10 protein-coding genes are annotated in these 12,073 nt (G+C 64.3%); 5 read left to right on the forward strand and 5 right to left on the reverse strand.

Annotated features, from left to right (window positions below; all coding sequences use genetic code 11):
- Positions 1-16 precede the first annotated feature (16 nt).
- Positions 17-604, reverse strand: coding sequence for a DedA family protein (locus FJ978_RS00065; RefSeq protein WP_140569278.1), 588 nt, complete (start codon positions 602-604; stop codon positions 17-19).
- Positions 601-1,161, reverse strand: coding sequence for a DUF1003 domain-containing protein (locus FJ978_RS00070; protein WP_140569280.1), 561 nt, complete (start codon positions 1,159-1,161; stop codon positions 601-603). The genes FJ978_RS00065 and FJ978_RS00070 overlap by 4 nt, the downstream gene beginning before the upstream one ends.
- 86 nt (positions 1,162-1,247) lie before the next feature.
- Here FJ978_RS00070 and FJ978_RS00075 point away from each other — a divergent pair, with 86 nt between their 5' ends.
- Together FJ978_RS00075 and FJ978_RS00080 are read left to right on the forward strand one after the other, a co-directional pair.
- Positions 1,248-1,964 carry a DNA-3-methyladenine glycosylase I gene (locus FJ978_RS00075; protein WP_140569282.1) on the forward strand — a complete coding sequence of 239 codons (717 nt, stop codon included), beginning with the start codon at positions 1,248-1,250 and terminating at the stop codon, positions 1,962-1,964.
- 75 nt (positions 1,965-2,039) lie between these two features.
- Positions 2,040-3,716 carry an NAD+ synthase gene (locus FJ978_RS00080; RefSeq protein ID WP_013895239.1) on the forward strand — a complete coding sequence of 559 codons (1,677 nt, stop codon included), beginning with the start codon at positions 2,040-2,042 and terminating at the stop codon, positions 3,714-3,716.
- 29 nt (positions 3,717-3,745) lie between these two features.
- On the opposite strand, the gene FJ978_RS00085 is transcribed toward FJ978_RS00080, so the two are convergent.
- Complete coding sequence (locus FJ978_RS00085; protein WP_013895240.1) at positions 3,746-4,276, reverse strand: dihydrofolate reductase family protein; 531 nt, start codon at positions 4,274-4,276, stop codon at positions 3,746-3,748.
- Between the two features lie 475 nt (positions 4,277-4,751).
- Between FJ978_RS00085 and FJ978_RS00090 the strand changes: the two genes are divergently transcribed.
- The 3 genes from FJ978_RS00090 to gltX all read left to right on the forward strand — a co-directional run bounded on the left by FJ978_RS00090 (position 4,752) and on the right by gltX (position 8,497).
- The gene (locus FJ978_RS00090; RefSeq protein ID WP_140569284.1) at positions 4,752-6,557 is read left to right on the forward strand and encodes an ABC transporter ATP-binding protein; all 1,806 of its coding nucleotides are present in this window, start codon (positions 4,752-4,754) and stop codon (positions 6,555-6,557) included.
- A gap of 217 nt (positions 6,558-6,774) precedes the next feature.
- Positions 6,775-6,933 carry a hypothetical protein gene (locus tag FJ978_RS32640; protein WP_167313527.1) on the forward strand — a complete coding sequence of 53 codons (159 nt, stop codon included), beginning with the start codon at positions 6,775-6,777 and terminating at the stop codon, positions 6,931-6,933.
- 190 nt (positions 6,934-7,123) lie between these two features.
- Positions 7,124-8,497 (forward strand): glutamate--tRNA ligase, encoded by a 1,374-nt coding sequence (gltX, locus tag FJ978_RS00095; protein ID WP_140569286.1) that lies wholly within the window; start codon positions 7,124-7,126, stop codon positions 8,495-8,497.
- Here the strand turns inward: gltX and FJ978_RS00100 are convergent.
- Entirely contained in the window at positions 8,415-9,638 is a 1,224-nt protein-coding gene (locus FJ978_RS00100; protein ID WP_140569288.1) for a DUF2865 domain-containing protein, read from the reverse strand. The genes gltX and FJ978_RS00100 overlap by 83 nt on opposite strands.
- Before the next feature lie 56 nt (positions 9,639-9,694).
- Positions 9,695-12,037 carry an NADP-dependent malic enzyme gene (locus FJ978_RS00105; RefSeq protein WP_140569290.1) on the reverse strand — a complete coding sequence of 781 codons (2,343 nt, stop codon included), beginning with the start codon at positions 12,035-12,037 and terminating at the stop codon, positions 9,695-9,697.
- Positions 12,038-12,073: the final 36 nt, after the last annotated feature.

A 12,073-nucleotide genomic window follows, 5' to 3' on the forward strand; every position in this document is an offset into this window, starting at 1 on the left:
TCTGCCGTCCGCGACATCACTGCTCGCGGCCGCGCTCCTGCTTGGCGATATGGTGGGCGACCAGCCAGGCAAGTACGGCCACGGCGAGGCCAATGCCAAGTCCGATGAACAGCCGCTCGTGGCGCATCAGCGTCTGGCCGATCAAATGCTCGGCCCCCAGTCCAAAGACATAGCCGATCGAGCTGAACAGCACTGCCCAGATCATCGACGAGATGGCATTGAGGACGACGAAGCGCGGTGCGGCTATGGTCGAAAGGCCGGCCGCGATGCCGCCGACCAGGCGCATGCCGTAGACGTAGCGGTTCGACAGCACGAAGATGTTGGGGTGGGTGTTGAGCAGGCGGTAAGCGCGGCGGAAACCGGGCCGCTCGCGCAGCCTGACGACATGGCGATTGTCGGCGAAACTTCGGCCCAGGATGAAGAAGAAGGTGTCGCCGGCGAAGGCCCCGAGGGCTGCCGCGACAACGGCATGCCACAGCACGAAAACGTCCTGGTGGGCGAAGAAGCCGCCGAGGATGGCAGCACTTTCCCCTTCGGCAACGCAGCCGAGAAAGACGGCAAGCAGGCCATACTGTTCGATGAAATGATGGATCGCGTCGGTCATGAAGCCGACTGTTGCGACAGCCTCTCGTCGATCCGCGTGACGAGATCGGCCAGCCGCGCGATCTCTTCGCGCATGCCGAGGATCTGGCTGTGGCGCAGCTCATCCAGCTTTTCGTGCAGCGCCATGATCTCGATCTCGGCCTTCAGATTGACCTCATAGTCATGGGCGGCATCGATGCGGTCGCGTTCGGTCTGGCGGTTCTGCGCCATCATGATCACCGGCGCCTGCAGGGCGGCGACCATCGACAGCACCAGGTTGAGGAAGATGAACGGGTAGGGGTCGAAGGCGTCGCGCGACAGCAGCCAGACATTGCCGGCGGTCCACAGGGCCAAAAAAGCCAGGAAGGCCAGGATGAAGGACCAGGAGCCGCCGATGCGGGCGATCGTATCGGCAAGGCGGTCGCCGAACGTCTGGTGGAAAGCCACCGCCTTGTTGGTGTCCCTGGAGATCGTGGTGCGCTCGAGCGCCGATTGCAGCACCCGGCTTTCCAACGGGCTGAGGCCGTCCGGCCGACGCTTGAGCCAGCGGTTCGCCAGTTCATCTATCGTTTTGTTCATGGCCATCTCCATCGTCGGTGGAAATAGACGTAGAGGCTGCCGGCCCTGACGGGAAGTGGTACATTCAGCCGGACAGCGAGGGACCGATGGCCGATTTCAAGAAAATTCGTCTGCGCGCGGCGAAACGCAAGGGCGGCGAGGCGGAGCTTGCATCACTGCTGGGGCCTGTGCCCGACAATGCAGCCGTGGCCGACATATCGGACGATCGCATTCTCTCGACCATGGCAGAGCGCGTTTTCGCGGCGGGTTTCGTCTGGCGCGTCATCGAGCAGAAGTGGCCGGGCTTCGAAGAAGCGTTCCTGCGTTTCGAGCCGAAGCGGCTGTTGTTCCAGCCGGACGATTTCTGGCACGAGCTGACTTCCGACCAGCGCATCGTGCGCAACCCGCAGAAGATCAGGTCCGTCCGGGAAAATGCGGCCTTCGTCGAACGCGTATCCGGGGAACATGGCGGCTTCGGCAATTTCCTCGCCGATTGGCCAGCCGATGATCAAGTCGGGCTGATGGCCTATCTCGGCAAGCACGGCAGCCGGCTCGGCGGCAACACCGGCCAGTATTTCCTGCGCTGGCTGGGATGGGACGCCTTCGTCATTTCGGCCGATATGGCCGCAGCCCTTCGCGATGCCGGCCTCGACATCGCCGATAGTCCGACCTCGAAGCGGGACCTCGACAAGATCCAGGCACAGATCAATCGATGGGTGGCGGACACCGGCCTGCCGCGCCGGCACATTTCGCGCATCCTGGCGATGTCGATCGGCGAGAACCATTCGCCGCAGTCGTTGCGCGAGTATGTGGGCGACGATTGAACGCCAAAGCCTGGCCCGAATTGGTCCAAACGAACGCCATTGCGAGGCCAATTCCGCCGCGCTAAACCGGAAAGCATGACCAAGAAGCTCGACATCCTGCGCATCGCGATCGCCCAGCTCAACCCGACCGTCGGCGATGTCGCCGGCAATCTTGCCAAGGCTCGCGAGGCGAGGGCGGATGCCGCGCGCCAGGGCGCCGACCTCGTGCTCTACACCGAACTTTTCCTCGCCGGTTATCCGCCGGAGGATCTGGTGCTGAAGCCGGCCTTCCTGAAAGCCTGTGAGAAGGCCGCGCAGGACTTTGCCGCCGACACCGCCGATGGCGGCCCCGGCGTCATCATCGGCACGCCGCTGAAGCGCAAGAGCGGCACCCACAATTCGATCGTCTTCGCCGATGGCGGCAAGATCATCGCCGAGCGCTACAAGCTCGACCTGCCGAATTACGGCGAGTTCGACGAGAAGCGCGTCTTCCAGGCCGGGCCGGAGATCCAGGGGCCGGTCAACTTCCGTGGCGTGCGGCTGGGCATTCCGATCTGCGAGGACATCTGGGGCGAAGTCGGCATCTGCGAGACGCTGGCTGAAAGCGGAGCGGAAATCCTGCTGGTGCCGAACGGTTCGCCCTACTACCGCGCCAAGATCGATGTCCGCCACCAGGTCGTCATCCGCCAGGTCATCGAATGCGGGCTGCCGATCATCTATGCCAACCAGCTCGGCGGCCAGGACGAACTGATCTTCGACGGCGCGTCGTTTGCCATCGGCGCCGACAAGACGCTCGCCTTCCAGATGAGCCAATTCGAGGACGCGGTCGACGTCACGACCTGGAAGCGCACGGACGACGGCTGGGCCTGCGCGGAAGGGCCGATGTCGAAGATTCCCGAACGGGAAGAGGCAGACTACCGCGCCTGCATGCTTGGCCTGCGCGACTACGTCAACAAGAACGGCTTCAAGAATGTCGTGCTTGGCCTGTCCGGCGGCATCGATTCGGCGATCTGCGCCGCCCTTGCCGTCGATGCGCTCGGCGAGGAGCGGCTGCGCGCGGTGATGATGCCTTACCGCTATACGTCGAAGGATTCGCTGAAGGACGCCGAGGACTGTGCCCGCGCGCTCGGCTGCCGCTATGACATCGTGCCGATTTTCGAGCCGGTCGAAGGCTTCCTGCATGCGCTGACACAGCTTTTCGAGGGCACCAAGGAAGGCATCACAGAAGAAAACCTGCAGAGCCGCGCGCGCGGCACCATCCTGATGGCGATCTCCAACAAGTTCGGCTCGATGGTGGTCACTACCGGCAACAAGAGCGAGATGTCGGTCGGCTATGCCACGCTCTACGGCGACATGAATGGCGGCTTCAATCCGATCAAGGACCTGTACAAGATGCAGGTCTACGCGCTGTCGCGCTGGCGCAACAGCCATGTGCCGCCAGGCGCGCTCGGGCCTTCCGGCGAGGTGATCCCTAAGAACATCATCGACAAGGCGCCGTCGGCGGAGTTGCGCGAGAACCAGACCGACCAGGATTCGCTACCACCCTATCCGGTGCTGGACGACATCCTCGAATGCCTGGTCGAGAACGAGATGGGGGTCGACGACATCGTCGCACGCGGCCATGACCGGGCGACGGTGACGCGCATCGAGCACCTGCTCTACATCGCCGAGTACAAGCGCCGGCAGGCTGCACCGGGCGTGAAGATCACCAGGAAGAATTTCGGCCGCGACCGCCGCTATCCCATTACCAACCGATTCCGGGATCGCGGCTAGTGGATCGATGCTGGATGAGTGTTGGCGGATCAGGCAGGAACGTAGGTCAACCTGATCACGTCATCGTCAATCAGATCGCTGGCCACAAAGCGAAGCGGCGGCCGAGGGCCGGCGAAGAACGGCTTGCCGTGACCAAGCACGACCGGGTGGAAGTAGAGCTGATACTCGTCGATCAGACCAAGGTCGGTCACGCTTCGGGCAAGGTTGGGGCCAGACAGCGAAATCTCCCCAGCGAGATCAGCCTTCAGCCCACGGATTACCGCCTCGACGTCGTCCTGGACAAGTGTGGCATTGGGGCCGACTGACGTCAGCGAGCGCGACACGACCCATTTCGGTTGGTTTCGCCACGCCGCCGCGAACTCGTGTCCTTCCGCGCTCCACTCGGGACGGTCTTCGTCCCAATAACGCATGACCTCGTACATGCCGCGACCGTACACGCTGCCGGCAAGGTCGCGCACTTGCTCTGTCCAGTGACGGAAGAGCGTGGGGCGTGGGGGCATTGCCAGGTGGTCGACGTAGCCATCGAGGGACTGGTTCATCCTGAAAATGAGCTTGGCCATGCCGCAAGGTCTCCAACCGGGGGTTTTCAGCATAATCCGGCCCGCCGTTACGCTGAAGCGAGATTGGGCGCAAACTGTGCGCCGACGGGCAGGCGGCCAAAGCGTTCACCAGCCGTTGTTGCAAAATAACCTCAGTGGCTGGACCAGATACGCTTTTGGGGACGGGCTGGTCTTGGCGATGCGTCGGGCTGTCACTATAAGGACCGTTCCGCGATTCATTTGCGGGAGGTCCGAATGGCAGTATTTCAAATGGTAATGCGAGGCCGCGAAGCTTAGGTCTCATCCGGCGCTCCGCGAGGGTCTGTCTCTCGTGCCGAAGCCGGATCGAGCTCAGGCTTATGCCGATGCCGGTCGCCGCCCTCCCGAGGGCTCGACGCCAATATGCCACTCCGCATCCCGGGCACCATCTGCCCCAGCGCGGCTTTTCAATTTTCGACCTTACTGGGATCGGGCTCGTTTGCGCCCGAATGACATCATGGCTCGTTTTAAGATCGATCTGCGCGCGAGCGCCTTTCGCAACGTTCTTGGCTTCACGCTCACTCATTGGCGGCGCCAGCCATGGCGGCTGTCGCTCATCATGGGCGGTTTTCTGCTGTCGACGCTGGCCGACGTGCTGACGCCGCTCTATTCCGGCCGGCTGGTCGACGCCGTCGCCAGCAGCGCCGGCGCGGATGCCATTGCCTGGAATGCCGCGATGACGGCGTTTTCCGTCCTGATGGCGCTCGCTCTGACCGGCGTCGTGCTGCGCAACCTGGCCTTCATGGGAATCGTCGAGCTGACGCTGAAGATGATGGCCGACATCGCCGCCGATGCCTTCCATCGCGTCCAGCGCTTTTCCACCGACTGGCACGCCAACTCCTTTGCCGGCTCGACGGTGCGCAAGGTGACGCGCGGCATGTGGGCGCTCGACCTGCTCAACGACACGATCCTGATCGCGCTGCTGCCGTCGGTTGTCATGCTCGTCGGCTCGACGTTGCTGCTCGGCTGGTTCTGGCCGCTGATGGGTGCGGTCGTCGCGGCAGGCTCGGTGCTGTTTATCATGGTGACGGCGATGCTGTCGCTCGGCTATGTCGCGCCGGCGGCAAGGCTTGCCAACACTTGGGACACGCGCCTCGGCGGATCGCTGGCCGACGCGGTGAGCTGCAACGCCGTGGTCAAGGGCTTTGGCGCCGAGGAGCGCGAGGAGCACCGCCTCGCCAAGGTGGTTGCCAAATGGCGTGCGCGCACGCGGCGCACCTGGGTGCGCGGCACCATCAACGGCACCACGCAAGGAGTGCTGCTGCTGGTCATGCGCGCCGCGGTGATCGGCCTGGCGCTGATGCTGTGGTCGTGGGGGCAGGCGAGTGCCGGCGACGTCGCCTTCGTGCTGACCTCGTTCTTCGTGCTGCAGGGCTATTTGCGCGATATCGGCACGCATATCCGCAATCTGCAGCGCTCGATCAACGACATGGAGGAACTGGTCGATTTCCAGTCCGAACCGCTCGGCATCGAGGACCGGCCCGGCGCCAGGCCGATCCGGATCACGCAAGGGGCGATCAGCTTCGACAACGTCACCTTCCATTATGGCAGCCACCGGTCGCCGCTCTATCGCGACTTCTCGGTCGACATCGGACCGGGTGAACGTGTGGGGCTGGTCGGCCATTCGGGGTCGGGCAAGACGACTTTCGTCAAGCTGATCCAGCGGCTCTACGATGTGAACGCTGGAAAGATCCTGATCGACGGCCAGGATATCTCGCAGGTGGCACAGGCATCGCTGCGCGGGCAGATCGCGATCGTCCAGCAGGAGCCGATCCTGTTCCACCGGTCGCTGGCCGAAAACATCGCATATGCTAGGCCAAGTGCGACGCAGGATGAGATCGAGCATGCCGCACGCCTGGCGAGCGCGCACGATTTCATCACCAGCCTGCCGAAGGGGTACGGCACGCTGGTGGGTGAGCGCGGCGTGAAACTGTCGGGCGGCGAGCGGCAGCGCGTGGCGATCGCGCGTGCCTTCCTCGCCGATGCCCGCATCCTGATCCTGGACGAGGCGACATCGAGCCTCGATTCGGAATCGGAGGTGCTGATCCAGCAGGCGATGGAACGGCTGATGGTCGGCCGCACCACGCTGGTCATCGCACACCGGCTCTCGACGGTGCGGGCGCTCGACAGGCTGCTGGTCTTCGATCGCGGCAAGATCGTCGAGGAAGGCTCGCATGACGAGCTGATCCGGCTGAAGGGCGGCATCTACCGCCGCCTGTTCGAGCGCCAGGCGCTTGAACTGACCAAGGGCCTGGTCGTTTGACCAAAAGGGGCCTCCGGCTTCGGCTGGAGGTCCCTCTCAGGCATCGGTCAGCCGGAGCGACGTACGCGGCATCTTTTTGCGGCCCCGGTTTCGAGGCGTTTTGTTTATAACGCAGGCCGCGACATGTCGTTTCTACCGGGTCGCGGCACTCTTCCTGGCCAAGTTTCGCCGGCGGCGTCACCTCCGCGATCGCGCGATCGCAGAGACGGCCGAGTATATGAGGGAGATCTATCTCGACCCTGCCGGCCAGTCGGGTGCGATGGTCCGCTCTCGAATTGCGGAGGTCACGGAAGCGGTCCGCTCCGGCGACATCTTTATCGGTGGGCTGATGGGCGACCGCTGGACCCGGCTCGGTTCCGACGACTTCGGCCACTGATCGGCTTCGACGACACGTTCGCCGGCGCCGGCCCCGACGAGTTGACTTATCGCGGCAGGAAAAGGCGACCTATGTGCCGCTTGAGCGCACGCCACCCCGGTCTTTTCATTGCTTGCGCCATGTTCTATGTCTGCCGCACGGCGCGGGGGCGCATCTTGTCAATCACCAAGGCATCCGGTACGCCCCGCTCATGACAGTTACCGTTCGTTTCGCCCCGTCACCGACCGGCCGCATCCATATCGGCAATGCGCGCACCGCTCTGTTCAACTGGCTGTTTGCGCTCAACAACAAGGGCCGCTTCATCCAACGCTTCGACGACACCGACATCGCCCGCTCGAAGCAGGAATTCTCCGACGCCATCCTCTACGACCTGCATTGGCTGGGCATTTTCCCGGATGCCACCGAATATCAGTCGCGGCGCTTCGAGATCTATGACGCGGCGGTCGAGCGGCTGAAGGCGGCGGGCGTTCTCTATGCCTGCTACGAAACGCCGGAGGAACTCGATCTCAGGCGCAAGGTGCGCCGCACGCGCGGCCTGCCGCCGGTCTATGGCCGCGAGGCCTTGACGCTGACGCAGGAGCAGGTGGCCGAATACCAGGCCGACGGCCGCCGGCCGCACTGGCGCTTCCTATTGCCCAATTTCTCCGGCGATCCGCTGCAGCCGGAGCGTACCGAGATCCATTGGAACGACCTGGTGCGCGGTGAGGAAACGGTTGACCTGGCCTCGCTGTCCGACCCCGTCCTGATGCGCGAGGACGGCACCTATCTCTACACGCTGCCTTCCGTCGTCGATGACATCGAGATGGGCATCAGCCATGTCATCCGCGGCGACGACCACGTTACCAACACGGGCGTCCAGATCGCCCTGTTCCGAGCATTGGGTGCTGAACCTCCGGTATTCGGCCACCACAATCTGTTGACCACCGTCTCGGGCGAGGGGCTGTCGAAGCGCACCGGCGCGCTCTCCATCGAAAGCCTGCGCGAGGATGGCATCGAGCCGATGGCGGTCGCTTCGCTCGCCGTGCTGGTCGGCACTTCGGAAAATGTCGCTGCCGCGCATGACCTCGGCGAACTCGCCGGCCACTTCGACCCGGCCGCGACGTCGAAATCATCGGCCAAGTTCGATCAGGACGAGCTTTTCGTGCTCAACCGCGTGCTGCTGCACCATATGCCGTTCGATGAAGCGCGCGACCGGCTGATGGTGCTTGGCATTTCAGGCGAGCAGGCCGAGCCGTTCTGGCTGGCGGTGCGCGGCAATCTCGACAGGTTGGCGGATGCGGTGGGCTGGTGGCGCATCCTGCGCGAGGGACCGCAGGAGAAGCCCGAATTTTCCACGGACGACCGCGATTTCCTTCACCAGGCCTTTGATGTCCTGCCTGAAGATCCCTGGAGCGGGACGGTCTGGAAGGATTGGACGGGCAAGATCAGGGAAGCGACCGGGCGCAAGGGCAAGGCACTGTTCATGCCGCTGAGGCTTGCCCTTACCGGGCTGCCTTCGGGGCCGGAGCTTGCAGATCTATTGCCGCTGATGGGTCGGGAAGGAACGCTGGCCCGACGACCCTGATCTTGCGCTGCTCCGGCGGCAAGGCGGACACGGGCGACGTCACCGGCTTGGCGGAGAGACGCTTGATGGCCTCGCGGTCGAGCCCGCCCTCCATATTCGCCAGGGTCTCCGGATCCGCGCCCGGATCGGGCTTGGAAGGCGGAACCGGGATGAACGGTGCCGCCTCGGTCTCGGGTTGGGATTGCTGGGGGGCAGGCGGGTTGCCGCCGATGATCTGGAAATTCTGCGCGGCATTGCAACCGCATGCCGGCGGCCGCGCCACATTGGACTGCTTGTAGAGATAGGCGGTCGGCAATTCGCTGTAGGGCCTGCCGGTGACCGATGACGTCATCGACGCCGAATCGTCGTCCATGCCGCGCGAATAGAAAACCTGCATCTCTGTGCCGGGGCAGCTCGATTCGCAATTCTTCTGGTCGCGCTCGAAGTCGCTGGTCGAGGCGGCGTTCGACATGGGGAAGAAATAGCCGTCGCAGGTGCGCACGCAGGTGGTGTGGAATTCACCGCCGGTGCCCGGAAAGTCCGGAATGCCGGGCCGGTTCAGGACGCGGCTTACACCGCGCTCCTCGTCTGCATCGCCAGGCTGGTCCCTCGTATCGTCAAGCTGGTCCGATCTGCCGCCCTGCCGGTTGTCGCCGCCGAAAAGCTGCTCGAACAGGTTTGCGTTGCCGTCTTCACGGCTTGCTTCCCGCAAGGGTTCCCGGCGCGGCGCAACCGGGTCGTCGCCGCAGCCATTGGCATCGAGCGCGGCCAGGATGCGGCCACGGTCACGGCGCGATCCGCCGCCGCCGGCGAGCTGTGCTCGCTTGGCCTGCAGGCTGTCGAGATTGGCGTTCATGCGGTCGATGGTGGCGTTGAGGCCGGCGCATTGGTTGACGTTGCGGGAAAACAGCGAAAACCCGCACCCGGCGCCGTTCGCCTGGCCGCGGGCTTTTGAAATCTGCTCACGCTGCCGTTCGATCGCGGCGTCGTATTTGCGGATCATTGCCGGACCGCCGCCACCGCCGCGCGAGGCAGCGGCAAGATCGGCTTCCAACTGGCGGCAAACCCGAGAGGCAGCCTGCGGCTCGGTGATTGTGGCGCCGGACAGCAAAAGGCCAAGCAGCACGGCAGCATGCGCCTGCTTCAACCCTCCGACTGTCATCCGTCCAACTCCGCCTGATCGTCCGCAAGGCTATCGTATTCGCGGTTAACCGCAATTTACTGCGAAAGCTGCGTTCCGCCCAGATCGACGATCGCCTGTGCCTTGTGCGCGGCTTCGACGACGGCCAGCGCGGTCATGTTGACCACGCCACGCGACGTGACCGAAGGCGTCAGGATATGCGCCGGCTTGTCGGTGCCGAGCAGGATCGGCCCGACATGCAGCGCATCCATCATGGCACGCAGCGCCGTCAGCGTGATGTTGGCCGAATCGAGGTTCGGGAAGACCAGGAGATTGGCTTCGCCCTTCAGCCGCGAATGCGGATAGACGCGCTGGCGCAGATGCTCCGACAAAGCGGAATCGGCATGCATTTCGCCGTCGCACTGCAATTCCGGCGCGATGCGCGCCAGGATCGCCGCTGCCTGCCGCATCTTGAGCGCGCTCGGCGAATCGCGCGAGCCGAAATCCGAATGCGACAGCAGTGCCGCCTTCGGCTCGATGCCGAAGCGCTGGATTTCCTCGGCCGCCAGCACGGTCATCTCGGCGATCTCCTCGGCGGTCGGGTCGACGGAGACGTGGGTGTCGGTGAGGAAGATGATGCCGCGCTGCGAGATCAGCATCGACAGCGTCGATAAATCGTAATCCTTGATGCCGGCGCGCGGCCCGATGATCAGCGTCACGTTGCGCAGATGCCGCTCGAAGCGCCCTTCGAGGCCGCAGACCATGGCGTCGGCGTCGCCGCGCTTCAGCGCCAGAGCGGCGATCACCGTATTGTCGGTGCGCACCATGGTGCGCGCGGCCTCCGTCGTCACGCCGCGCCGGCCGGCGAGCTCGATCAGGAGGTCGACATAGTGGCGATAACGCGGATCGTCTTCCGGGTTGATCAGTCCGAAATCGACACCCGGTTTGATGCGCAGGCCGTAGCGCTTCAGCCTGACTTCGATGACATGCGGACGGCCGATCAGGATCGGTTCGGCTATGCCTTCCTCGAGCACCACCTGGGCGGCGCGCAGCACGCGCTCATCCTCGCCGTCGGCGTAGATGACGCGCTTGGCGCTCGAGGCCTTGGCGGACGAGAACACCGGCTTCATCACCAGGCCGGAGCGGAAGACGAACCGGTTGAGCTTGTCGATATAGGCGGCGAAATCGGTGATCGGCCGTGTCGCGACGCCGGTGTCGCAGGCCGCCTTGGCGACCGCCGGTGCGATGCGCAGGATGAGCCTGGGATCGAAGGGCGAGGGGATCAGGAACTCGGGTCCGAAGATCGGCGTCTCGCCGGAATAGGCGCGCGCGGCGACGTCCGAAGGCTCTTCGCGGGCAAGGGCCGCGATGGCGCGGACCGCCGCCATCTTCATCTCCTCGTTGATGGCGCTGGCGCCGCAGTCCAGCGCACCACGGAAGATGTAGGGGAAGCAGAGTACGTTGTTGACCTGGTTGGGAAAATCGGACCGGCCCGTGCAGATCATGGCGTCGGGGCGCGCCGCGCGCGCAACCTCCGGCATGATCTCCGGATTGGGATTGGCAAGCGCCAGGATCAGCGGCTTCGGCGCCATGTGCTGGAGCAGTTCCGGCTTCAGCACACCGGCGGCCGAAAGGCCGAGGAAGACGTCGGCGCCCGCAATGACGTCGGCCAGCGTGCGCGCCTCGGTATCCTTCACATAGGGGTCTTTCCAGCGGTCCATCTCGTCGGTGCGGCCCTTGTAGGCGACGCCGAAACGGTCGGTGACCCAGATGTTTTCGACGCGCACGCCGAGTGAGACCAGGAGGTTGAGGCAGGCGAGGGCCGCGGCACCGGCGCCGGAGGTGACGACCTTGATGTCCGAAATGGTCTTGCCGGCGAATTCCAGCCCGTTGAGCACGGCCGCGGCGACGATGATGGCGGTGCCGTGCTGGTCGTCGTGGAACACCGGTATCTTCATGCGCGCCTTGAGCCGTTCCTCGACCTCGAAACACTCAGGCGCCTTGATGTCCTCGAGGTTGATGCCGCCGAAGGTCGGCTCCAGGGCGGCGACTGTTTCGACCATGCGCTCGATTTCGGGCGCGTCGATCTCGATGTCGAAGACGTCGATGCCGGCGAATTTCTTGAACAGAACCGCCTTGCCCTCCATCACCGGTTTCGACGCCAGCGGGCCGATATTGCCGAGGCCGAGCACGGCCGAGCCGTTGGAAACGACGCCGACCAGGTTGGCGCGTGCCGTATAGTCGGCGGCGGTCGCCGGATCGTCGCGGATCTCCAGGCAAGGGGCCGCCACGCCGGGCGAATAGGCGAGCGCCAGGTCGCGCTGGTTGCCGAGCGGCTTGGTCGCCTGGATTTCGAGTTTTCCAGGCGTCGGATGCTTGTGGAAGTAGAGGGCGGCTTCGTCGAGGTCCGAACGTACCGTTTTCTTGTTCTCGCCAGTCATTCCGGCCCTCCCTGCGCTCTGCCTGCGACCCTTCTT

Source organism: Mesorhizobium sp. B1-1-7 (assembly GCF_006442705.1).
Lineage (GTDB): Bacteria > Pseudomonadota > Alphaproteobacteria > Rhizobiales > Rhizobiaceae > Mesorhizobium > Mesorhizobium opportunistum.